The following is a 23537-nucleotide window of genomic DNA, read 5'->3' on the forward strand; positions in this document are numbered from 1 at the left end:
GCCTAGTCCCGAGTGAGCGCCGCCAGGAACATCGCATCCGTGCCGTGGATGTGCGGCCACAGCTGAACGTGCGGTCCGTCGCCGAGGAGCTCCGGTCCGAGCTTGCCGACGGTCACCAACGGCCGGGCGTCGAGCTGACGGGCCCCGTCGATCGATGCCAGCACGTCGGCGACGACCGCAGTGGTCTCCGCCGGATGCGGGGAACACGTCGAATAGACGACCACGCCACCGGGTTTGACGAGGCGCAACGCCTCGGTCAGCAGCTCCTTCTGCAGGACGACGAGCTCGTCGACGTCGGCAGGGGTTCGACGCCAACGGGATTCGGGGCGCCTGCGCAGCGAGCCGAGTCCGGAACAGGGCGCGTCGAGCAGGATGCGGTCGTATCCGGGTTCGAGACCGCTGGAGCGGGCGTCGGCGACGTGGATCGTCACCGGCAGGTCGCTGACCACCTTGCGGATCAACTCGGCGCGGTGCTTCGACACCTCGATCGCGTCCAGACGCGCAGCGTCGATCTCGGCGAGCGCACCGATCAGCGCGGCCTTACCTCCCGGACCGGCGCACATGTCGAGCCAGCGGCCGGAGTCGTCGGCGACCTCGGCGACCGTGACCGCCCGCGCGATCAGCTGGCTGCCCTCGTCCTGAACACCGGCGTAGCCCTCGCGAATCGCGTCGACGTCGCCGGGATCACCGCTGGGCAGGTACACGCAATAGGGAGAGAAGTTGCCTTCCTCTCCCCCGCTGGTCAGCGCCAGTTCCTCGGCGGTGATGTAACCGGGCCGGGCAACCAGGTGGACGGGCGGCCGTTCGTCGTCGGCGGCGAGCGCCGCCTGCAACTGACCGGCCGAACCGCCCAGCGCGTCCCGGAAGACCTCGGCGATCCAGCGAGGGTGCGCGTACTGGAAGGCCAGGTAGCCGACGAGATCCTCGGCAGGCGACGGTGCGAGCTCGTCGACCCACATCTCCTCGTCCTTCTGCGAGACCTTGCGCAGCACGGCATTCGCGAAACCCGAAGGGCCCATCCCGTTCTCGGAACGGACCAGGTCCACCGACGTCGACACCGCAGCATGGGAACCCACACGGGTGCGCAGCAACTGGTAGGCACCCCAATCGCAGCACATCGAGCACCGGGCCGTCGATCTCGTCGACGGGTCGCTTGGCCGCCGCGGCGATGACGGCATCGAGAAGGCCCTGGGCACGGGCGGTGCCGTAGGCGAGCTCGGTGGCGAAAGCCGCATCGCGACCCTCGATCTTTCGGTCCCGCAGCATCTTCGGGAGAACCAGGTTCGCGTACGCGTCACGCTCCCGGACCGCACGCAGGGTGTCACGGGCCGCGACGCGCGCCGGGTCCAGATCCTTCTGCCGGAACTTCGCGGAGTTGTCCCGCTTGCCCTGGCTGGGTCGGCGATCCGCACTCATCCCAGTACCGTCCCATCGGTCAGTCGGGCGCCGCGCGCCCAGTCGGCGGCCGGCATCGGCTTCTTCCCCGGCGGTTGCACCGTGCCGAGTTTCACCGGCGTCGAACCGGTCCCGACGAACACCGCCTTCTTGGTCACCGCGATCGCCCCCGCGGGCAACGGCTCGGCACGAACCGGTTCCGGTAGCGACGCATCGTCCTCGGCGACGGGACGCACCGGGCCCACCTTGATCCGGGCGTCGTCGAGACCCGTCCACGCCCCGGGAGCCGGTGTGTAGGCGCGGATGAGGCGATCGATGATGTGCGCGGGCAGATCCCAGCGGATGCGCGCATCCTCGACCTCGACTTTCGGCGCATGGCTGACGCCGGCCGCGGGTTGCGGTTCGGGGATGAGTTCCCCGGCCTCGATGCCGTCGAGCGTGTTGACGAGCAGGCCGGACCCGGCGTCGGCGAGACGTGCGAGCAGATCGCCGCTGGTGTCGGTGGGCCGGATGGTCTCGGTGAGGATTCCGAAGACGGGCCCGGTGTCCAGGCCCTTCTCGAGGCGGAACGTGCTGGCACCGGTCACCTCGTCACCCGCGGCGATCGCGGCCTGCACCGGCGCCGCGCCGCGCCACGCGGGCAACACCGAGAAGTGCAGGTTGATCCAGCCATGGGTCGGGAGCGCCAGCAGATCCTCGGGTACGAGGCCGCCGTAGGCGACCACTGCCGCGCAGTCCGGCGCCCAGCGTCGCAACGTCTCGGCGACGTCGGGTTCGGACATGCGTCGGGGGGTGATCACCTCGAGGCCGTGCTCGTCGGCGAGCACGCCGATCGGTGACCGCACCACCTTGCGACCACGACCCGACACCGCGTCGGGCCGGGTGATGACGCCGACGACCTCGTGCGACAGCGAGTCGAGAAGGGCCTGCAACGACGGCACGGCCACCTCGGGGGTGCCGGCGAAAACGATGCGCATTCATCCGATCGTAGGCGGGTCCACCTGGACCCGGATCGGCCCGGTCTGCCGGTGCGTGTTGCGCCGCGCCTGCCCGGCGGCGAGAGCCTGCGCCAGGAGTCGGCCGTGCTTGCGCGGCAACCGCACCAGGATGCGGTCCATCTCGTCGTCCGCGGCGGCCTCCCACTCGGCGCTACCGGCCGGCGGTCGCACCCCGGGCGGAAGTGGCACCGGTCCGAGAACGTCCGCACCCTCGGGAAGTTCGAGGTGTTCGACGAAGTCGGTGATGACCTGCGTGGGTCCGTCGACCGAGGCCATCGTGACCGCCGGCGGGAACCCGAGTTCGACGCGCTGGTTCAGCTGGAGCAATGCGAATCCGACCGGGTCCCAACGGATCAGGGCCTGGACGGGAGCGAGGGTCGAGTCGGCGACGATGACCACGCGGCCGCCCTCGCCGTGCGGCCGAACCATGCCGGCCAGCGCCATCCAGCGTCGGACGGCGTGTTCTTCGGCGCGCAGATCGGCGCGGTCGAGTTGTGCCCAGGTGTCGACGACGATCGCCGCGCCGTAACCGTCCGGGGCGACCGGTTCGGCGCCCGGTGTCGCGACGACGAGCCGTGCGCCCGGTTCGATCTCGTCGATGATGGAGTCGCCGCCGCTCGTGTGGACCGGCACGCCCGCGAAGGCGCGTCCGAGTTCCTCGGCGGTGCGTCGGGCGCCGGTGACCGTCGCACGCACTTTCGTGTTGCCGCACTCGGGACAGCGGAAGGTCGGCTCCGGACGACCGCACCAGCGGCAACTCAGACGCTGGTTCCCGTCCATCTGCAGCGGTCCGTTGCAAGCGCGGCAACGAGCGTGCTCACGACAGCGGGTGCACGCCAGCGACGGCACGTAACCGCGACGCGGGACGCTGAACACCACCGGCCGGCCGGCGGCGAACGCCGAACGTGCGGCGTCGAAGGCGACCTCGGGGACTCGCGCGGACCTCGCCATCGGATCGCGGGCGATCTGGCGGTCGTCGTCGGAGATGGCCTGTACGCGCGGGCTTCGGTGACGGACGAGCGGACGATCGGCGACGAGGTCGTGTGCCCACCCCGATGCCACGAGGGCCTGTGCCTCCGCGGTCCGGGCGAAGCCGCCGAGGACGAGTCCGCAGCGTTCCTGATGCGACCGCAGTACCGCGACCTCGCGCGGGTGCGGGTACGGCGCGCGCGGATCGGCCATGCTGTCATCGCCGTCGTCCCAGACGACGACGAGACCGAGGTCGCGAACGGGGGCGAACACCGCACTGCGCGTGCCGATCACGAGTTTCGCCGCACCGCGTCGTGCGGCGAGCCAGCGCCGATACCGGGCGGTGGGTCCGAGTCCGGCCGCCAGCGCCACCCCCTGATCGCCGATGAGTGGTTCGCATTCCGCCCAGACCCGGTCGAGGTCGCGTTGGTCGGGCACGACGATGATGCAGCCGCGGCCGGCCGCCAGGGTCGTCGCGGCGAGTTCGGCGAGCCGGCGGGGCCAGTCCTCCCCCGGCAGCGCCTGCCACGCAGCACGCGGGTGGCCACCGTCGGCGATCGCCTCGAAGAACGACTCGGCCAGCGGATAGCGTCGCCACGCCTCGAGGTCCGGGGCCTCGACGACGGTCGTCGGTTCCGGCGTCGTCTCCTTCTCGGTCCGCGCATGCCGGGGCGGGATGGCCAGCCGGACAACATCTCCCATGGTGCCCGCATAGCGATCGGCGACGGCGCGGCACAGCGATGCCAGTTCCGGCGACAGGACAGGCTCGGCCGAGACGACACGATCGAGCCAACCCAGCTTGCCGGGGTGATCGCTCTTCTCGATGCGGTCGAGCAGGAACCCGTCGATCAGCCGACCGGCGAACCGAACGCGGACCCGCACCCCCGGGACCGCCGTCGCATCCTGATCGGAGTCGATCAGGTAGTCGAACGGTCGATCGAGGTGTGCGAGTCCGAGAATGGGCAGCACACGGGCCACCGGCAGCGAATCAGCCGGGACCCGTGCGCCTTTCGGGGGCAGGGACTGCGCCCGTCGGGGTCAGAGACCGGCGGCCGCGCGCAGCTTGTCCGCGCGGTCGGTCCGCTCCCACGGCAGATCGACGTCGGTGCGGCCGAAGTGGCCGTACGCGGCGGTCGGACCGTAGATCGGACGCAGCAGGTCCAGGTCGCGGATGATCGCGAGCGGACGCAGGTCGAAGTTCTCCTTGATGACACGCTCGATGACCGCCGGGTCGACGTGCTCGGTGCCGAAGGTCTCGACGAACAAGCCGACAGGTGCCGCCTTGCCGATCGCGTAGGCCACCTGGACCTCGATGCGGTTGGCGAGGCCCGCGGCCACCGCGTTCTTGGCCACCCAGCGCATGGCGTAGGCAGCGCTGCGGTCGACCTTCGACGGGTCCTTGCCGGAGAAGGCACCGCCGCCGTGGCGGGCCATGCCGCCGTAGGTGTCGACGATGATCTTGCGGCCGGTCAGGCCGGCGTCGCCCATCGGACCGCCGAGGACGAACTTGCCGGTCGGGTTGACCAGCAACCGGTAGTCGGAGGTGTCGAGGGTCGGCAGGTCGATGTCGGCGAGAACGGCGTCGACGACCTGCTTCTTGATGTCGGGAGCCAGGAGGTTGTCGAGGTCGATGTCGGCAGCGTGCTGGGTCGACAGGACGACGGTGTCGAGGCGGACCGGTGTGTCACCGTCGTATTCGATGGTGACCTGGGTCTTGCCGTCGGGACGCAGGTACGGCAGCGTGCCGTCCTTACGGACCTCGGTGAGACGGCGCGACAGGCGGTGCGCGAGTGCGATCGGCACCGGCATCAGCTCGGGGGTCTCGTTGGTGGCGTAGCCGAACATGAGGCCCTGGTCGCCGGCGCCCTGGCTGTCGATCTCGTCCTCGGAGATACCGCTGCGGCTCTCGTGGGAGTTGAAGACGCCGCCCGCGATGTCCGGGGACTGCGCACCGATGGCGACGTTGACGCCGCACGACGCACCGTCGAAGCCCTTGGTCGAGGAGTCGTAGCCGATCTCGAGGATCTTGGCGCGGACGATGCCGGGGATGTCGGCGTAGGCGGTGGTGGTGACCTCACCGGCGACATGGACCTGGCCGGTGGTCACCAGCGTCTCGACCGCGACCCGGGCCTTCGGGTCGTCGGTGAGGATGGCGTCGAGGATCGAGTCGCTGATCGCGTCACAGATCTTGTCAGGATGCCCCTCGGTGACGGATTCGCTCGTGAACAGGCGTGACGACGTGGTCATCAGATCCTCTCGAGATCTCGCGCGCGGATGGTTCCGGCGCCGTTTGGCAGGTGTACGGCCAGTCGTGGTGGCCGGTGGAGTCAGTTCAAAACTACGGTGCCGCTCAGGCCCCCCGACCATCAGGCACCAGTTGACGCACTTCGTCAAGTATCCGACTCGACATGAGTGTTTTCGACCCGAAGGGCAGCGCGGTCTCGTCGCCCTTGGCCGACAGCAGCCAGCCGGTGTTGTCCTCCGTGCCGAACGCCTTGCCGTCGCCGACGGCGTTCACCACCAGCAGGTCACATCCCTTGCGGGCGAGTTTCGCGCGGCCGTGGTCGAGGACCCCGCCCGTCTCGTCACCGGTCTCGGCGGCGAATCCGACGATGACGGTCTCGGCCGGAATCCGACCGTCGTCGCGTGCTTCGACGAGCCCGCGGAGGATGTCGGGGTTGGTGGTCAGCTCGATCGGGGCCGGGCCCTGGTCGCCCTTCTTGATCTTGGCGTCGGCCACCGCGACGGGACGGAAGTCGGCGACGGCGGCGGCCATGATGACGACATCGGCGTCGGCCGCGCGTTTGGTCATCTCCTCCGCGAGTTCCTGGGCGGTCGAGATCCGCACGATCTGCACGCCGGCGGGATCGCCCGGATCAGCGGTCGAACCGGCGACGACGGTGACGCTCGCGCCGCGCTGCGCGGCCGCACGGGCCAGCGCGAAGCCCTGCTTGCCGGAGCTGTGATTGCCCAGGTAGCGGACGGGGTCGAGCGGCTCGCGGGTGCCACCGGCGCTGATCAGCACGCGGACACCGGCGAGGTCGTAGGGCAACGCCTCGGGGCGGTCGAGGAGCAGTTCACCGACGAGGGCGATCTCCTGCGGATCCGGCAGCCGGCCGCGACCGGAGTCGGTTCCGGTGAGCCGGCCGGACGCCGGGGTCATGACCGTCGATCCCTGTGCGCGCAGCGTCGCGATGTTGGCCTGGGTGGCCGGGTGCTCCCACATCTCGGTGTGCATGGCCGGCACGAAGAGCACCGGGCACCGCACGGTGAGCAGCGATGCGGTGAGAAGGTCGTCGGCGCGCCCCTGAGCGGCGCGCGCCATGAGGTCCGCCGTCGCCGGCGCGATGATCACGAGGTCGGCGCCCTGGCCCAGACGCACGTGCGCGACCTCGTCGACGTCGTCGAAGACGGTGGTGCTGACCGGATTGCCGCTGAGCGCCTCGAAGGTCGCCTTGCCGACGAACTTGAGCGCGGCGGAGGTCGGCACCACGCGGACCTCGTGCCCGGACTCGGTGAAGTGGCGGATCACCGAGCACACCTTGTATGCGGCGATACCTCCACCGACGCCGATGAGGATGCGGCGTCGTGTCTTGGTCGGTGTGGTCATCCCGACGCCGAGGCTATTCGCCCTCGGTGTGCTCGAGCAGGTCGGAGTGGATCTCGCGCATCGCGATCGACAGCGGCTTCTCCTGGAGGCCGGGCTCGACCAGCGGGCCGACGTACTCGAGGATGCCGTCGCCGAGCTGGTTGTAGTAGTCGTTGATCTGGCGGGCGCGCTTGGCCGCGTAGATGACGAGGGCGTACTTCGACGAGGCGCGGTCGAGGAGATCGTCGATCGGCGGATTGGTGATACCCAGCGGCGTGTCGTATGCCGGTGCGTCGGCGATCTCGGTGATGTCGAAATTGGTCGGGGTGGTCACACAAACTCCTGCGTCGAGGTCTGGGATGTCAGAAAGGCTGGTCAGGTCGCGGGCGCGGTGGGCTGTTCAGGTCCGACCAGCAAGGATACCAAGTCCGAGGCCGCTCGGTCGACTTCGCTGTTCACGATGACGTGGTCGAACTCGTCTCGCGCGGCCATCTCGACCTTTGCGGTGGCCAGGCGGCGCTCGATCGCCTCGGGGCTCTCGGTGCCGCGACCGGTCAGCCGGGCCACCAGTTCGTCCCAGCTCGGCGGCGCGAGGAAGACGGTGGTCGCCTCCGGGAGTCGGCTGACGACGTTGCGCGCACCGACGAGGTCGACCTCCACCAGCACGGGCTTGCCGGCCTCCAGAGCGGCGAGGACGGGCGCGAGCGGCGTACCCGATCGCTGCAGGCCACCGTGGATCTCCGCCCACTCCAGGAGTTCGTCACCGGCGATCATCGCGTCGAACTGCTCGGCGGACACGAAGTGGTAGTCGCGGCCGTCGACCTCACCGGGACGCGGTGCGCGGGTGGTCGCCGAGACGCTGAAATACAGGTCGGGCAACGCGGCGCGCACCCTGGCGACCACGGTGGACTTGCCGACGGCCGAGGGGCCGACCAAGACAATCAGTCGACCCCTCGTGCGTGCGGCTCCCGCGGTATCCGGCCGGTTGGTCACCGCCGGTCCCACGAGCTCGTCACGCTGCCGTGTTCGGTTGCGATGCTCACGCTCAGGAGCTGAACTTCTCGAGCAGAGCCTTGCGCTGACGGTCGCCGAGACCGCGCAGGCGGCGGGTCGGAGCGATCTCCAGCTCGGTCATGATCTCCTGAGCCTTGACCTTGCCGACCTTGGGAAGGGCCTCGAGCAGCGCCGAGACCTTCATCTTGCCCAGGATCTCGTCATTCTCGGCATCCTTGAGCACCTGCTGGAGATCGGTGCCACCGCGCTTCAGGCGCTCCTTGAGCTCCGCGCGGACGCGACGAGCGGCAGCTGCCTTCTCCAACGCAGCGGCGCGCTGCTCGTCAGTCAACTGGGGAAGGGCCACGGGTTCCTCCGTCTTTCGTTCTTGATTGGGACTGTCATCGTCCGCCCTGAGGCGTCCGACGGCTGTTGCCACACTGGTGGGGCTGCGTCGTCTTCGCAACGATGCGGTCGGGTGGGGTACCCGTCCGGCACCACCGATTGTTGGCGGCGAATGCGACCGTACCGACGTGAGCAGGCATTTGCGAGCGCGACCCCCCGTTTTCGCGGTGTTTTCTCATGTTGTAGTGCACCGCAGTGGTTCGCTCCGCCGCCTCGACGCGTCACTCATCTTCGCAACGCTCTGACTACGGCTTTTGCAACGAAGCCGCAGGTCACGGCAGTGACACTGTCGGCGGAGGTCGATAGCAATGCGAAATACCCGCGATCGCGCGATTCACGCGCTGAGACGGGTGTGACTGGAGTGATGTGACCAGATCCGCCCGGAATTCGATCGCAGTTCGAGCGTGTCGCGTGCTCCCCCGGACGCCTCGGCGTCAGCCGAGCGCGGCCTCGACCTCGTCCCGGGCCTGTACGAACGCGTCCCTCAGTGCGGCGACGTCGGGACCTGCCCGCAGCACGCCGCGCGAACTCGCCGGCAGAACCCAGGCGGGATCGGCACCGTCGAAGACCACCTTCAGGTCCTCGGCGGTGGCTCCCTGAGCACCCAGGCCGGGTGCCAGGATCGGACCGTTCAGGTCGGCGAGATCGAGTCCGTGCTCACGGGTGGCGCCCACGACGAGACCCACCGTGGCCGTGCCGTCGGCGTTCTCGGCCGCGGCGGCGTCGACGATGGACTGGGCGACCGTCCGCTCCCCTGTCACCGTCGACGATGTCAGGGCCTTCTGCACGACGCCGCCCTCCGGGTTCGACGTACGGGCGAGGACGAACACGCCGCGCTGCCCCGCACGCGCCAGATCCAGGGCCGGGCGCAGCGACTCGTACCCGAGGTAGGGCGACGCGGTCACCGAGTCGGCGCACAGCGGCGAGGCATCGGCCAGCCAGGCCTGCGCGTAGGCAGACATGGTCGAGCCGATGTCACCGCGTTTGGCGTCGGCGATCACCACGGCACCGGCCTCGCGGCAACCCGCGATGACCCGTTCGAGCACTGCGAAACCCGCGGAACCGAACGGCTCGAAGAAGGCGACCTGCGGTTTGATGACCGCCGCCACCGGGGCCAGCGCCTCGACGCAGATGTCGGCGAAACGCGACAACCCGTCGACGGACACGTCCAGACCCCAGTCGGTCAGCAGCGCCGCATGCGGGTCGATGCCCGCGCACAGGCGTCCGCGTTCGGCCGTCACCTGCCGGTAGCGGGCGCCGAAGCCGGACGCTCCCGTCATGACCGGCCGGCCATGTCCGCGTGGCGTCGCTGGATGGAGCGCACCGCGATGTCACCGTTGATCGCGGCCTCGATGCCCTGTACCGCGGCACTCGCACCCTGCACGGTGGTGATGCACGGGATGTTGACCGACACCGCGGCGCTGCGGATCTCGTAACCGTCGACGCGCGGGCCGGAGTTGCCGTACGGGGTGTTGATCACCATGGTGACCTCACCGGCGCGGATGATGTCGACCACGGTCCGCTGCCCCTCGGCGGCCTCGAAGTGCTTGAGCACCGTCTCGCACTTGATCCCGTTGCGGCGCAGCACATCCGCGGTGCCCTCGGTGGCCAGGATCTCGAAGCCGAGATCGGCGAGGTGCTTGACCGGGAAGATCAGCGCCCGCTTGTCCTTGTTGGCCACCGACACGAAGATCTTGCCGCTGGTGGGCAGCGAGCCGTAGGCGGCGGTCTGCGACTTGGCGAACGCGCGACCGAAGTCGGCGTCGATGCCCATGACCTCACCGGTGGACTTCATCTCCGGGCTCAGCAGGTTGTCCACGCCGCTGCCGTCGTGACGCCGGAACCGGTTGAACGGCAGGACCGCTTCCTTCACCGAGATCGGCGCGGACGAGGGGGCCTCGCCGCCGTCACCGGTCTCCGGCAGGATGCCCTGCTCGCGCAGCTCGGCGATCGTCGAACCGAGCATGACGCGGGCACAGGCCTTGGCCAGCGGCACCGCGGTCGCCTTGGAGACGAACGGAACCGTGCGGCTCGCGCGCGGATTCGCCTCCAGGACATACAGGACGTCGTCTTTGAGCGCGTACTGGACGTTGAGCAGGCCCTTCACCCCGATGCCCTTGGCGAGCGCCTCGGTGGAGGTGCGGACCATCTCGAGGTCGGCGCGTCCGAGGGTGACCGGCGGCAGCGCACACGCGGAGTCACCGGAGTGGATACCGGCCTCCTCGATGTGCTCCATCACGCCGCCGATGTAGACCTCGTCGCCGTCGCACAGCGCGTCGACGTCGATCTCCACCGCGTCCTCGAGGAAGCGGTCGACGAGCACCGGGTGGTCGGGGGTGAGCTCGGTGGCGCGAGAGATGTAGTCCTCCAGGGACTTCTCGTCGTAGACGATCTCCATGCCGCGGCCACCGAGGACGTAGGACGGGCGCACCAGCACCGGGTAACCGATGCGGGCGGCGGTGTCGCGGGCCTCGGCGAAGCTGGTCGCGGTACCGAACGCCGGCGCCGGGAGGCCGGCCTCGGTGAGGACCTTGCCGAACTCGCCGCGATCCTCGGCGAGGTCGATGGCGGCCGGGCTGGTGCCGACGATCGGGACACCCGCCTCCTCGAGCCGGCGCGCGAGACCCAGCGGGGTCTGGCCGCCGAGCTGCACGATGACACCGGCGACGGTGCCCGACTGGGATTCCGCGTAGTAGACCTCGAGGACGTCCTCGAAGGTCAGCGGCTCGAAGTACAGACGATCGGCGGTGTCGTAGTCGGTCGAGACCGTCTCCGGGTTGCAGTTGACCATCACGGTCTCGTACCCGGCCTCGCTCAGGGTGAGCGCGGCGTGGACACACGAGTAGTCGAACTCGATGCCCTGACCGATGCGGTTGGGGCCCGAACCGAGGATCAGCACCTTCGGACGATCCGGCTGCGGCGCGATCTCGCTGGTCGCCGCGGGATCGAGCTCATAGGTCGAGTAGTGATAGGGCGTCTTCGCCTCGAACTCGGCCGCACAGGTGTCGACGGTCTTGTAGACCGGGCGCACACCCAGCGACAGACGATGCGCGCGCACCGCGGCCTCGTCCTCGAACTCCGGGCGGAGAGCAGCGATCTGACGGTCGGAGAAGCCGTTCGACTTGGCTTCGCGCAGCAGCGCCTCGTCGACGGTGTCGGCGTCGCGGATCTCCGCACCGAGCGCGGCGATGCCGCCGATCTCGGCCAGGAACCACGGGTCGATCGCGGTGGCCTCGTAGAGCTGCTCGATCGTGGCGCCGGCGTCGAAGGCCAGCATCAGCTTGTACAGACGCCCGTCCTTCGGTGTCCTGATCTCCTCGAGCAGCGCGGGCAGGTCGACGGTCTTCGGGTCGGGCCGATTGGCCTCCACCCAGAAGCCGCCGGCCTTGGTCTCCAGCGAACGCATGACCTTGCCGAGCGCCTCGGCGAAGCTGCGGCCGAGGCTCATGGCCTCGCCCACCGACTTCATCGTGGTGGTCAGCGTGTCGTCGGCGCCGGGGAACTTCTCGAACGCGAACCGTGGTGCCTTGACCACGACGTAGTCGAGCGTCGGCTCGAAGCAGGCCGGGGTCTCCTTGGTGATGTCGTTGACGATCTCGTCGAGGCTGTAGCCGATCGCGAGCTTCGCGGCGATCTTGGCGATCGGGAAGCCGGTGGCCTTCGATGCCAGGGCCGACGACCGCGACACACGCGGGTTCATCTCGATGACGACGAGGCGGCCGTCGCGCGGGTCCTGGGCGAACTGGATGTTGCAGCCGCCGGTGTCGACGCCGACCTCGCGCAGGATGTCGATCGAGAGATCGCGCATGATCTGGTACTCGCGGTCGGTGAGGGTCATCGCCGGGGCGACGGTCACCGAGTCGCCGGTGTGCACACCGACCGGGTCGAGGTTCTCGATCGAGCAGACGACCACCACGTTGTCGCGGTTGTCGCGCATGAGCTCGAGCTCGTACTCCTTCCAACCGAGGATCGACTCCTCGATGAGGACGTTCGCGGTCGGCGAGGCGGCGAGACCGCCACCGGCGATCCGCTCGAGGTCGGCGTCGTCGTAGGCCATGCCGGAACCGAGCCCGCCCATGGTGAACGACGGCCGCACGACGACCGGGAAGCCGAGTTCGGCGACGGTCTCGCGGACCTCGTCCATGGTGTGGCACACGCGGGAGCGGGCGCTCTCGCCGCCGACCTTCTCCACGATGTCCTTGAACATCTGGCGGTCCTCGCCGCGCTGGATGGCGTCGAAGTCGGCGCCGATCAGCTCGATGCCGTACTTCTCCAGCGACCCGCGATCGTGCAGTGCGACCGCGGTGTTCAGCGCGGTCTGCCCGCCGAGGGTGGCGAGCACGGCGTCGATGGGATGACCGGCGTCACGCTCGGCCTCGATCACCTTCTCCACGAACTCGGCCGTGATCGGCTCGATGTAGGTGGCGTCGGCGAACTCCGGGTCGGTCATGATCGTCGCCGGGTTGGAGTTCACCAGGCTCACGCGCAGGCCCTCGGCTTTGAGCACGCGGCACGCCTGGGTACCTGAGTAGTCGAATTCACAGGCCTGGCCAATGACGATCGGGCCGGAACCGATGACCAGGACGTGGTTGATGTCTTCGCGGCGCGGCATCAGGCACTCGCTCCTTGCGCACGGTCACCCTCGAGCAGGGTGACGAATTTGTCGAACAGATACGCGGCGTCGTGGGGACCGGCGGCCGCCTCCGGGTGGTACTGCACGGAGAAGGCGCGGCCGGAGAGCAGCTCGAGGCCCTCCACGGTTCCGTCGTTGGCGCAGACATGGCTGACCCGCGCGCGGCCGAAGTCGGAGTCGAACTCCTCCCCCGCCTCACCCTCGAGTGCGAAGCCGTGGTTCTGCGAGGTGATCGAGACCTTGCCGGTGGCATGGTCGACAACCGGGATGTTGATGCCCCGGTGCCCGAACTTCATCTTGTAGGTGGACCGGCCCAGGGCCCGGCCCAGGATCTGGTTGCCGAAGCAGATGCCGAACAGCGGCAGATCCCGGCCGAGAACGCCGCGGGTGAGCTCCACGACGTCGTCGGCGGTCGCCGGGTCACCGGGACCGTTCGACAGGAACACGCCGTCGGGCTTGAGGTCGGCGATCGCGTCGAGCGCGATGTTCGACGGCAGCACGTGCGTGCGGACGCCGCGCTCGGCGAACATGCGCGGGGTGTTGGTCTTGATCCCGAGGTCGATGGCCGCGACGGTGAACCGGTGCTGATCGACCGGCTCGACGATGTACCCGTCGGAGGTGGTGACCTCGTCGGCGAGCTTGGCGCCCTTCATGTCCGGCTGGTTGCGGACCCGGCCGACCAGTTCTTCGGTGTCGGCCAGCGCCGGGCCGGAGAAGATGCCGGCCTTCATCGAGCCGTGGTCGCGGAGGATGCGGACCACGGTGCGGGTGTCGATGCCGCCGATGCCGACGATCCCCTGCTTGACGAGTTCGTCCTCGAGCGAGGTGGTGGCGCGCCAGTTCGAGACACGTCGCGTGGGATTGCGTACCGCATATCCGGCCACCCAGATCTTCCCGGAGTCACCCTCGACCCCGGTGCTGCCCGCGCTGCCGGTGCTCTCGCCGTCCTCGGTGTTCCAGCCGGTGTTGCCGATCTGTGGCGCGGTGGCCACGACGATCTGCCGGTGGTAACTCGGGTCGGTCAGGGTTTCCTGGTAGCCGGTCATCGCGGTGCAGAACACCGCTTCACCGAGGGTCTCGCCCACTGCGCCGAAGCTCCGGCCGGTGAACACCTGGCCGTTCTCCAGCACCAAGACCGCTGTGTTCATTCCTGTGTCCCCTGTCCACTTTCATGCTGCCCGGCAAAGGCATTCACCCAGCCGGGATAGATCGATTTGTCGTCGGCGCGGATACCCGTGTCGATCTCGGTGCCGCTGGGCAGAACCCATCGGATCACCAGGACACCGTCGGCGCTCATCACCTTGCCGGCGATGCCGCGTTCGGTGCGTACCGCTGTGATCGCCTCGCGTGGGATCCAGATGTCACTCGCACCCTGCCGGGAGAGGAGGATTCCCTGCGCGAACTCGGCGATCGTCGCCGACGCGCGGTCGGAGATGTCTCCCGCAACCACGCGGTTCTGCCAGCTCGGCGCGATGGTGCTGCCGAGGTAGAGGCCGGTGTCGGGGCCGCGCTGCTCCGCCCCGAGATCGGCCGGGGTGGGCGGCAGTTCGCCGATGAGCTCGGCCTGTGCCGCCTGCTTCTTCTTGTTGCCGGTGATCAGCAGGTAGAACATCGACAGCAGGCCGAGCACGATCAGCACACACACGCCGATGAACCACGCGTTGAACACGAACTTGCCGTAACCGAGCCAGGTGGCGAAGAGCGACGCGGCCACGAGGATGAGGAAGACGCCCGGGACCAGTCCGCGCCGGGACTCGACGCTCATCGGGTCACCCGGCCCTCGCGAGTGGTGACCACGCCGCGCAGGACGGTGGCGGTGATGGTCGCCGGCATCGTCATCTCCTCGAACGGGGTGTTGCGCGACAGGCTCGCCAGTTCGGCGCCGCGGACCACCCAGGAGGTGTCCGGATCGACAACGGTGAGGTTTGCCGGCTCGCCGACCTCGATCGGGCGGCCCTGATCGGTCAGTTCGACGATCTGCGCCGGCCGTTCGCTCATGACCCGCGCGACGCCTCGCCAATCGAGGAGCCCGGGCTTGACCAGGGTCTCGACGACGATCGGGAGCGCGGTCTGCAGCCCGAGCATGCCCGGCTTGGCCTGGGCGAACTCGCAGCACTTTTCCTGCGCCGCGTGCGGCGCATGGTCGGTGGCCACACAGTCGACGATCCCATCAGCGAGGGCCTGGCGCAGGGCTTCGGTGTCCCGGACCTCCCGCAGCGGCGGATTGACCTTGTTCACCGGGTCATAAGTCTGCAACCTGCTGTCGTCGAGGAGCAGGTGGTGCGGGGTCACCTCGGCGGTGATCGCGATCCCCTGGTCCTTGGCCCAGCGCAGGAGTTCGACGGTGCCCTCGGTCGAGGCATGGCAGATGTGGATGCGGGCGCCGGCATCTCGGGCGAGCAGTGCGTCGCGGATGACGATCGACTCCTCGGCGGCACGCGGCCAGCCGGCCAGGCCCAGCCGGGATGCGGTGGGGCCCTCGTTGGCGACCGCGCCGACCGTCAGGCGCGGCTCCTCGGCGTGCTGGGCGATGAGCACGCCCAGGCCGGTCGCGTACTCGAGGGCACGGCGCATGAGCAGCGGGTCGTAGACACACTTGCCGTCGTCGCTGAACATCCGGACGCCCGCGGCGCCGGCGTTCATCATGCCCATCTCGGCGAGCTGGCGGCCCTCGAGTCCGACGGTGACCGCACCCACCGGGTACACGTCGACGAGGCCGACCTCGCGACCGGAGCGCCACACGTTGTCGGTGACGGTCGAGTTGTCGGCGACCGGGCTGGTGTTGGCCATCGCGAAGACCGCGGTGTAGCCGCCGAGGGCGGCGGCCTCGGAGCCGGACCGGATGGTCTCGGTGTCCTCGCGGCCGGGTTCGCGCAGATGTGTGTGGAGGTCGACGAAACCGGGCAGCAGCACCCCGCCCTTGCCCTCGATGCGCTCGGCGCCCTCGGGTGCGGACAGTCCCGCTCCGATCCCGGTGATCACACCGTCGACGACGAGAACGTCGACCGGCTCGTCTTCGCCGTAGGGGCGAACATCACCGAGCAGGACGGTTCCGGTTGCCGGGGCGGTCACGTGCGAACTCCTGACGTGGTGGGGGTGGGCGTACTCGGTGTCACAGCTGGGCTCCCGCCGAATCGGAGCCGACGAGGAGGCGGAAGAGCACCGCCATGCGGACGTGCACACCGTTGCGGACCTGTTCGAGGACGGTGGCCTTCGGCGAGTCGGCGACCGACCAGCCGATCTCCATGCCGCGCAGCATCGGGCCGGGGTGCAGTACGACCGCGTCGTCGGAGAGCATCGCCAGGCGACGGTCGTTGAGACCGAAGCGGACCGAGTACTCGCGGGTACTCGGGAAGAACCCGCCGTTCATGCGCTCCGCCTGCACGCGCAGCATCATGACCGCATCGACCGACGGCAGTTCGGCATCGAGGTTGCCCGAGACGGTGACCGGCCACTCGCCCACACCCGCCGGGAGCAGGGTCGGCGGGGCGACGAGGACGACCTCGGCACCGAGGGTGGACAGCAGGTGCGCGTTGGACCGCGCGACCCGCGAATGCACCACGTCGCCGACGATCGCGATCCGGCGCCCGTCCAGCGACCCGAGCCGCTGGCGCAGGGTGAGCGCATCGAGCAACGCCTGCGTCGGGTGCTCGTGCGTGCCGTCGCCGGCGTTGATGATCGCCGGACCCTCACCGTCGGAACCGGTGGTCCAGTCGGCGATCTGGGCCGGCGCGCCCGAGGCGGGGTGCCGGACGATCAGCGCGTCGGCGCCTGCGGCGTGCAGGGTCTTGACCGTGTCCCGTAGCGACTCCCCTTTGCCCACAGAGGAACTCGAGGCGCTGACGTTGATGACGTCGGCGCTCATCCACTTTCCGGCGACCTCGAAGGAAACGCGGGTGCGCGTCGAGTTCTCGTAGAACACCGTCATGACGGTGCGGCCCCGCAACGTCGGCAGCTTGCGAACCTCGCGGCCCGTCAGCGCCTGCTCGAAACGCTCGGCGTCGTCGAGCAGCGCAGTGGCCTCGTCGCGACTGAGGTCCTGCGTGGAGAGCAGATGCCGCATCAGGAATCACCCTCGGCGGCAACCGTATTCGCGGCAGAACTCAACACGACCTGGTCGATCCCGTCGTGTTCGGTGAGGTGCACCGAGACCTGCTCGTCGCGAGCGGTGGGGATGTTCTTGCCGACATAGTCTGCGCGCAAAGGGAGTTCGCGGTGACCGCGATCCACCAGCACGGCGAGCTGGACCGCGGCGGGGCGGCCGAGGTCGCGGAGAGCGTCGAGGGCGGCGCGGACCGTGCGTCCGGAATAGAGCACATCGTCGACCAGGATCACGATCGCGCCGTCGACGCCGCCGGCCGGGACCATGGTCCGTTCGAGCGGGCGATGGGGCTTTCCGCGCAGATCGTCGCGGTAGAGAGTGATGTCGAGATAGCCGACCGGCACCTCGACGTTGGCGAACTCGCCGATCTTGGAACCCAGTCGGGTCGCGAGAGACGTTCCGCGAGTGGGGATTCCGATGAGAACGACGCGCGGGGCGTCGGGCGAGTCCAGAGCTGTCTTCTCGATCACCTGGTGTGCGACACGAGCAATCGTGCGCGACACGTCAGCGGCATCGAGCAGCACCCTGGGGGCGGGGCTGGCCAAAGCCGACCTCCTTCTCCGCCTCACAGGACGGATCGTTAAAGGATGTCTGTCTTGCGACACTTTACACCGCGTCGCGAGACAGACGAATTTCAGCGACCTACGCCACAACAATCGGTCCCGGTCGCGAACACGACCGGGACCGATGGCATGAGATCTTCCGTACTACTCGGCGTCACCCGACGGCCGCGCCTCGGCGGACGCGGCGGCACGGACCTGCGGCGCGAGTTCGGCGATCTTGGCGAGCACGCCGTTGACGAAGGCCGGCGAGTCATCGGTGGACAGCTCCTTGGCGAGCTCCACCGCCTCGTCGACCACCACGATGGTGTCGACGTCGAGCGAGTTGAACAGCTCCCAGGTCGCCAGGCGCATGATGGCGCGATCGACGGCGGGCAGACGCTCGAGCGTCCACTCCCGCAGATGGGAGGAGATGACCGCGTCGATCTGGTCCTGATCGTCGGCGAGACCGTTGATCACCGTGGCGGTGTAGTCGTGGATCGAGCCGACGCTCTCGTCGCTGCGGACGTACTCACGGCGTTCGGCGACGAGCTGCGCGGGGCTGACCTTCTTGGCTTCGGCCTCGAAGAGAAGGTCGACCGCGCGGCGTCGCGCCTTGTGTCGGGTTCCGGGTTGTTTCACAGGTCAGGAGTTGACGCGGCCGAGGTAGCTGCCGTCACGCGAGTCGACCTTCAGCTTGTCACCGGTGTTGATGAACAGGGGCACCTGAATCTCGGCGCCGGTCTCGAGCGTGGCGGGCTTGGTGCCGCCGGTGGAGCGGTCACCCTGCAGACCCGGGTCGGTCTGGGCGACGATGAGCTCGACGGTGACCGGGAGCTCGACGAACAGCGGGTTGCCCTCGTTGAGCGAGACCTGCACGGTCATGTTCTCGAGCAGGAAGCGTGCGCCGTCGCCGACGACGGCCGGCGGCAGCGAGAACTGCTCGTAGTCCTGTGCGTCCATGAAGACGTAGTCGGTGCCGTCGTTGTACAGGAAGGTCATGTCCCGACGGTCGACGGTGGCGGTCTCGACCTTGACGCCGGCGTTGAAGGTCTTGTCGACGGTCTTGCCGCTCAGTACGTTCTTGATCTTGGTGCGCACGAACGCGGGGCCCTTGCCCGGCTTGACGTGCTGGAACTCCTGGATCTGCCAGAGCTGGTCGTCCATGCGCAGCACGAGGCCGTTCTTGAAATCGGCGGTGGTCGCCATGTGGTGTTTCTTCCCTTGCAGTCAGATGACGGTGAATGTCTTGTCGGTGGTGGTCAACAGTTCCGGGTCGCCTTGTGTGACGACCAGGGTGTCCTCGATCCTGACCCCACCCCATCCGGGTAGGTACACACCGGGCTCCACGGTGACCGCAGCACCGCATGGCAGTGTACCCGCCGCGAGTTTGCCGATTCCCGGCGCTTCGTGGATCTCGAGGCCCACGCCGTGGCCGAGGCCGTGCACGTAGTGGTCGCCGTGCCCCGCGTCGTCGATGACGTCGCGTGCGGCGGCGTCCACCTTCCGCAGCTCTGCGCCCGGGCGCAGAGCCGCCCGTCCGGCGGCCTGCGCGGTGGCGACGAGGTCGTAGATGTCGCGCTGCCAGTCCGCGGCGCGGCGCAGCACGAAGGTGCGGGTCATGTCGGAGTGGTACCCGCCGACGACCGCGCCGAAGTCGATCTTCACGAGATCGCCGTCGGCCAGCGCGGCGTGCGTGGGCCGGTGATGCGGGATCGCCGAATGCGCGCCGGCGGCGACGATGGTCTCGAAGGCGACGCCGTCGGCGCCGAGGCGGTACATCTCGAACTCCAGCGCACGGGCGGCCTGGCGTTCGGTGGTGCCGGCACGCAGGACGCCGTCGGCGATGATCTGGGCGAGGGCGGCGTCACCGATCGCGCAGGCGGCGCGCAGCAGCGCGATCTCCCCCGCGTCCTTGACGGACCGCAGTCCCTGCACGACGCCGGTGAGGCCGATCAGTTCGACCCCGGAGTCCTCGATCGACGCGGTCAGGGCGCGGTGGCCGGCGACGGTCTCGGCGTCGGCCTCGAAGCCGATGCGCGTGGCACCCGCGGTCCGCGCGTGCGCGACCAGCGCCGGGACGCAGGCGCGTTCGATGACGGGCACGACGTCCGGGACCTGCGCGGCGACCTGCGTGATGTAGCGGCCGTCGGTGGCGATCCGGTCCCCCGCGGGATCGGACACGTCGATGAGGACCGCCGCGTTGGACCCCGTGAAGCCCGTCAGATAGCGGACGTTGACGAGGTCGGAGACGACGAAGGCCGAGACCTGCCCGTCGGCGTCCGAGCGGTCGCGTAGCTCGTTCCGCAGCCGGTCTCGCCGGCCGGCTGTGTCGTGGATGATCGGCACCCGAGGAACGCTACGGCGGGACGTCGCACGGCGCGAACCCGGCACGCGGAGTCGGTCACATCGACCGGGTGTGTCCGCGATCACGGCACAGATGCGTAGTATGACGCCCATGTCTACGTGGTTGGTACGCGGTCTGACGATGACCGCCGTTCACGTCCTCGCCCGGGTCCTGCTCGGTGTCGCGGTGGTCGAGGCCCCGCTGAACTCCACCGTGTGGCGCACCGTCGCCATCGCCGCGGTGGTCCTGATCGCCCTGGTCTGGGGCGGATTCGACGGCATCCGTGATGCGCGCGCGAACCCCGACCCGGACGATTACGGGGACCTCACCGTGCGCTGGCTGAAGGCCGGCGTCCTGGCCGGTGTGCTCGCCGGGCTGATCTCCTGGATCCTCGGCAACACGATCCTCGCCGGCATCGGCCAGGCCGGACTGTTCGTCGAGCTGATCGCCGGCGCATCGTTCACCGCCCTGCTCGTGTTCGTCCCGGCGTTCGTCGGCGCGGCCATCGGCCGCTGGCTGGTCCGCCGCGACCAGAACAAGGGCGCCCCCGAGGACGACTGGTCGGTCCACGAAGACCGGCACGCCGACGCGAACGCGCAGTAGAGCCCACTCCGAGAACGAGCGAACCCCACGACCTCGAGGTCGTGGGGTTCGCTCGTTCTCGGCCTGATCGCGGTCAGAGCAGGACCGACGTGCTCTTGCCCGCCCCACCGGCGACCGCCGAGTACGCGGCGGCGAGGAGACCCGGATCGGGACCTTCGAGACGGCCCGGCTTGGCCAGCCCGTCGAGCACGACGAAGCGCAGCACACCCGAACGGTTCTTCTTGTCCCCCGCCATGCCCTCCAGCAGGTCGGCGAAGGCGTCGGGGTCGTAGGTGGTCGGCAGGCCGACCAGTTCCAGCACCGACTTGTGGCGGTCGGCGGTCGCATCGTCGAGACGCCCGGCCAGGCGCGCCAGCTCGGCGGCGAAGACCAGGCCCACCGACACCGCCGCGCCGTGGCGCCAGCGGTAACGCTCGCGTCGCTCGATCGCGTGGCCCAGGGTGTGGCCGTAGTTGAGGATCTCCCGCAGCGAGGACTCCTTGAGATCGGCCGAGACGACGTCGGCCTTCACCTGCACCGAGCGGCGGATCAGATCCGGGAGGACCGGGCTGGTGGGGTCGAGCGCGGCCTCCGGGTCGGCCTCGATGATGTCGAGGATGGACGGATCGGCGATGAAACCGGTCTTGATGACCTCGGCGAGCCCGGCGACGATCTCGTTGCGGGGCACGGTCTCGAGGGTGCCGATGTCGATCAGGACCGCGTCGGGTTCGTGGAACGAGCCGACGAGGTTCTTGCCCGCCTCGGTGTTGATACCTGTCTTGCCGCCCACCGCGGCGTCGACCATCGCCAGCAGCGTGGTCGGGACATGGATGACGCCGATGCCGCGCATCCAGGTGGCGGCGACGAAGCCGGAGACGTCGGTCGCGGCACCGCCGCCGAGGCTGATGACCTTGTCGTTGCGCTTGAGACCGATCCGGCCGAAGACCTCCCAGCAGAAGGCGGCGACCGAGAGGTCCTTACCCGCCTCGGCGTCCGGGATCTCGATGCGGTGGGCATCGAATCCCCTGTCTGCCAAGAATTCCCGGATCTGCTCGGCGGTCTTGTTCAGCGGCGGCTGGTACAGGATCGCGATACGGTCGGCGCCCGCGGCGGCTTCGGCGACCTCGCCGAGCAGCCCGCGGCCGATGGTGACGTCGTAGGGCGCGCCGGCGTTGACGCGGATCGCGACGGGTTCGGTGTCGGTCATTCTGATGTCCTCACGTCGAGTTCGCGGGCGAGTTCGGAGACGATGGCGTCGACGACGGCGTCCGGAGCGGCGTCGGCGTCGACCTCGAAGGTGCAGACCGACGAGTAGATGTCGGTGCGCTCGGCGAGCAGTTCCGCGTAGCGGGCGGCCGGGTCCGCGGTGGCCAGCAGCGGCCGGTCGGTGCCGGACACCCGCTCGTAGCCGCGTTCGGGACTGACGCGCAGGTAGACCACCCGCTGGGCGGCCAGTGCGTCGCGGACACCGGCCGTGGTGACCGCGCCCCCGCCGAGCGAGACCACGCCGCCGTGGTTGTCGAGGACGTCGCAGACGACGTTCTCCTCGATCGTGCGGAACCCGTCGACGCCGTCGGATTCGAAGATCTCCGGGATGGAGCGCCCCGTACGGCGGACCAACTCGATGTCGGTGTCGACGAAGTCGACCCCGAGCCGGTCGGCGAGCAGCCGCCCGACGGTCGACTTGCCGGCGCCCATGAAGCCGATCAGCACGGCGCTGGGGCGTCGCCCCGTGGTCGCCCGTGTGGGGGTCGGCGTCTGGGTCATGGGCGCGGCGGGCGCGCGTGGATGGCAGTCAGGTAGGCACCGAGGTTGGCGGTGGTCTCGGCGACCGAGTCGCCACCGAACTTGTCCAGTGCCGCCTGGGCGACGACGAGCGCCACCATGGCCTCGGCGACCACACCTGCCGCGGGCACGGCGCACACATCGGAGCGCTGGTGGATCGCGCTGGCGGTCTCCCCCGTCTCCATGTCGACCGTCGAGAGGGCGCGCGGCACCGTCGAGATCGGCTTCATCGCGATGCGTACGCGCAGGTCCTCGCCGTTGGTCATGCCGCCTTCGAGGCCGCCCGCGCGGTTGGTCGAGCGCAGCACGCCGTCGGGTCCGGGAACCATCTCGTCGTGGGCCTCGCTGCCGCGGCGGCGGGCGGTTGTGAAGCCGTCGCCGACCTCGACACCCTTGATCGCCTGGATGCCCATGAGTGCGGCGGCCAGACGTGCGTCGAGGCGGGTCTCACCGCTGACGTGCGAGCCGAGTCCGACGGGCACACCGGTGGCGACGATCTCGACGACGCCGCCGAGGGTGTCGCCGTCCTTCTTGGCGGCCTCGATCTCGTCGATCATCGACTTCTCGGCGACGGCGTCGAAGGCGCGGACCGGGCTGGCGTCGATGGCCTCGAGGTCGCTGCGGCGCGGCGGCGGACCGACGTAGGGATCACTCGCGCCGATCGAGATGACGTGCGAGACCACCTCGATGCCGAAGACCTGACGCAGGAAGTTCCGGGCGACGGTGCCGGCGGCGACGCGGGCCGCGGTCTCGCGCGCACTGGCGCGTTCGAGGACCGGACGGGCGTCGTCGAAGCCGTACTTGAGCATGCCCGAGTAATCGGCGTGACCGGGACGCGGGCGGGTCAGCGGCGCGTTGCGGGCGCTGCCCTCGAGTTCGGCGGGATCGACCGGGTCAGCCGCCATGACGGTTTCCCACTTGGGCCATTCGGTATTGCCGATCTCGATGGCGACCGGGCCGCCCATAGTGCGGCCGTGGCGCACGCCACCGATCACGGTGACCTTGTCGGCCTCGAACTTCATCCGCGCGCCGCGGCCGTAGCCGAGGCGACGACGGGCGAGCTGTTCGGCGATGTCCGACGAGGTCACCTCGACCCCGGCGACCATGCCCTCGACGAGGGCGACCAAGGCGGGTCCGTGGGATTCTCCGGCAGTTATCCAGCGCAGCACAGTGATCAATTGTTCCATGTGCCCCGCAACT

General features: G+C 69.2%; 21 protein-coding genes and 1 pseudogene. 1 reads left to right on the top strand and 21 read right to left on the bottom strand.

Going from position 1 to position 23537, the window contains the following annotated elements:
* Window positions 1–2: 2 nt before the first annotated feature.
* From RVF83_RS19290 to RVF83_RS19375, 18 genes and pseudogenes are all read right to left on the bottom strand, one after another.
* Window positions 3–1416: pseudogene (locus tag RVF83_RS19290) on the bottom strand (RsmB/NOP family class I SAM-dependent RNA methyltransferase).
* A complete protein-coding gene (fmt, locus tag RVF83_RS19295) occupies window positions 1413–2372 on the bottom strand; it encodes a methionyl-tRNA formyltransferase (protein ID WP_005200094.1) in 960 nt (319 codons plus the stop codon). The pseudogene RVF83_RS19290 and the gene fmt overlap by 4 nt, the downstream one beginning before the upstream one ends.
* A complete protein-coding gene (locus tag RVF83_RS19300) occupies window positions 2373–4340 on the bottom strand; it encodes a primosomal protein N' (protein ID WP_005200095.1) in 1968 nt (655 codons plus the stop codon).
* A 60-nt stretch (window positions 4341–4400) separates the two neighbouring features.
* Entirely contained in the window at window positions 4401–5609 is a 1209-nt protein-coding gene (gene metK / locus RVF83_RS19305) for a methionine adenosyltransferase (RefSeq protein ID WP_005200096.1), read from the bottom strand.
* Window positions 5610–5712: 103 nt separating this feature from the next.
* Window positions 5713–6972, bottom strand: a complete 1260-nt coding sequence (gene coaBC / locus RVF83_RS19310) for a bifunctional phosphopantothenoylcysteine decarboxylase/phosphopantothenate--cysteine ligase CoaBC (protein WP_168432562.1) — start codon at window positions 6970–6972, stop codon at window positions 5713–5715.
* Window positions 6973–6985: 13 nt separating this feature from the next.
* Window positions 6986–7285, bottom strand: a complete 300-nt coding sequence (gene rpoZ / locus RVF83_RS19315; protein ID WP_005197101.1) for a DNA-directed RNA polymerase subunit omega — start codon at window positions 7283–7285, stop codon at window positions 6986–6988.
* 41 nt (window positions 7286–7326) lie between these two features.
* Window positions 7327–7956 (bottom strand): guanylate kinase, encoded by a 630-nt coding sequence (gmk, locus tag RVF83_RS19320; protein WP_174351881.1) that lies wholly within the window; start codon window positions 7954–7956, stop codon window positions 7327–7329.
* Window positions 7957–7996: 40 nt separating this feature from the next.
* Window positions 7997–8311 (bottom strand): integration host factor, actinobacterial type, encoded by a 315-nt coding sequence (mihF, locus tag RVF83_RS19325; RefSeq protein ID WP_004021989.1) that lies wholly within the window; start codon window positions 8309–8311, stop codon window positions 7997–7999.
* 472 nt (window positions 8312–8783) lie between these two features.
* Complete coding sequence (gene pyrF / locus RVF83_RS19330; RefSeq protein WP_005197108.1) at window positions 8784–9629, bottom strand: orotidine-5'-phosphate decarboxylase; 846 nt, start codon at window positions 9627–9629, stop codon at window positions 8784–8786.
* Complete coding sequence (gene carB, locus RVF83_RS19335) at window positions 9626–12961, bottom strand: carbamoyl-phosphate synthase large subunit (RefSeq protein ID WP_005197111.1); 3336 nt, start codon at window positions 12959–12961, stop codon at window positions 9626–9628. The genes pyrF and carB overlap by 4 nt, the downstream gene beginning before the upstream one ends.
* Window positions 12961–14130 carry a glutamine-hydrolyzing carbamoyl-phosphate synthase small subunit gene (gene carA, locus RVF83_RS19340; RefSeq protein WP_005197112.1) on the bottom strand — a complete coding sequence of 390 codons (1170 nt, stop codon included), beginning with the start codon at window positions 14128–14130 and terminating at the stop codon, window positions 12961–12963. Before carA ends, carB begins: the two co-directional genes overlap by 1 nt.
* Window positions 14127–14747, bottom strand: a complete 621-nt coding sequence (locus RVF83_RS19345; protein ID WP_039880244.1) for a hypothetical protein — start codon at window positions 14745–14747, stop codon at window positions 14127–14129. Before RVF83_RS19345 ends, carA begins: the two co-directional genes overlap by 4 nt.
* The gene (locus tag RVF83_RS19350; protein ID WP_168432561.1) at window positions 14744–16054 is read right to left on the bottom strand and encodes a dihydroorotase; all 1311 of its coding nucleotides are present in this window, start codon (window positions 16052–16054) and stop codon (window positions 14744–14746) included. The genes RVF83_RS19345 and RVF83_RS19350 overlap by 4 nt, the downstream gene beginning before the upstream one ends.
* 40 nt (window positions 16055–16094) lie before the next feature.
* A complete protein-coding gene (locus RVF83_RS19355; RefSeq protein ID WP_005197119.1) occupies window positions 16095–17045 on the bottom strand; it encodes an aspartate carbamoyltransferase catalytic subunit in 951 nt (316 codons plus the stop codon).
* Complete coding sequence (gene pyrR / locus RVF83_RS19360; RefSeq protein WP_005197120.1) at window positions 17045–17629, bottom strand: bifunctional pyr operon transcriptional regulator/uracil phosphoribosyltransferase PyrR; 585 nt, start codon at window positions 17627–17629, stop codon at window positions 17045–17047. Before pyrR ends, RVF83_RS19355 begins: the two co-directional genes overlap by 1 nt.
* Before the next feature lie 162 nt (window positions 17630–17791).
* Window positions 17792–18265 carry a transcription antitermination factor NusB gene (gene nusB, locus RVF83_RS19365; protein WP_005197122.1) on the bottom strand — a complete coding sequence of 158 codons (474 nt, stop codon included), beginning with the start codon at window positions 18263–18265 and terminating at the stop codon, window positions 17792–17794.
* Between the two features lie 3 nt (window positions 18266–18268).
* On the bottom strand, window positions 18269–18832 hold the full coding sequence (efp, locus tag RVF83_RS19370) for an elongation factor P (protein ID WP_005197124.1): 564 nt from the start codon (window positions 18830–18832) through the stop codon (window positions 18269–18271).
* Window positions 18833–18853: 21 nt separating this feature from the next.
* Window positions 18854–19972: a M24 family metallopeptidase gene (locus tag RVF83_RS19375; protein WP_005197126.1), complete on the bottom strand. Its 1119-nt coding sequence runs from the start codon at window positions 19970–19972 to the stop codon at window positions 18854–18856.
* 109 nt (window positions 19973–20081) lie between these two features.
* Here RVF83_RS19375 and RVF83_RS19380 point away from each other — a divergent pair, with 109 nt between their 5' ends.
* A complete protein-coding gene (locus RVF83_RS19380; protein ID WP_005197128.1) occupies window positions 20082–20573 on the top strand; it encodes a B-4DMT family transporter in 492 nt (163 codons plus the stop codon).
* Between the two features lie 73 nt (window positions 20574–20646).
* Here RVF83_RS19380 and aroB read toward each other — a convergent pair whose 3' ends face one another.
* Genes aroB through aroC form a run of 3 tightly spaced genes read right to left on the bottom strand, consistent with a single transcriptional unit; the run spans window position 20647 to window position 23524 of the window.
* Window positions 20647–21759, bottom strand: coding sequence for a 3-dehydroquinate synthase (aroB, locus tag RVF83_RS19385; RefSeq protein ID WP_005197130.1), 1113 nt, complete (start codon window positions 21757–21759; stop codon window positions 20647–20649).
* Window positions 21756–22319: a shikimate kinase gene (locus tag RVF83_RS19390; protein ID WP_005197131.1), complete on the bottom strand. Its 564-nt coding sequence runs from the start codon at window positions 22317–22319 to the stop codon at window positions 21756–21758. Before RVF83_RS19390 ends, aroB begins: the two co-directional genes overlap by 4 nt.
* Entirely contained in the window at window positions 22316–23524 is a 1209-nt protein-coding gene (aroC, locus tag RVF83_RS19395; RefSeq protein WP_005197134.1) for a chorismate synthase, read from the bottom strand. The genes RVF83_RS19390 and aroC overlap by 4 nt, the downstream gene beginning before the upstream one ends.
* Window positions 23525–23537 lie beyond the last annotated feature (13 nt).

It is taken from the genome of Gordonia rubripertincta, assembly GCF_038024875.1.
GTDB lineage: Bacteria > Actinomycetota > Actinomycetes > Mycobacteriales > Mycobacteriaceae > Gordonia > Gordonia rubripertincta.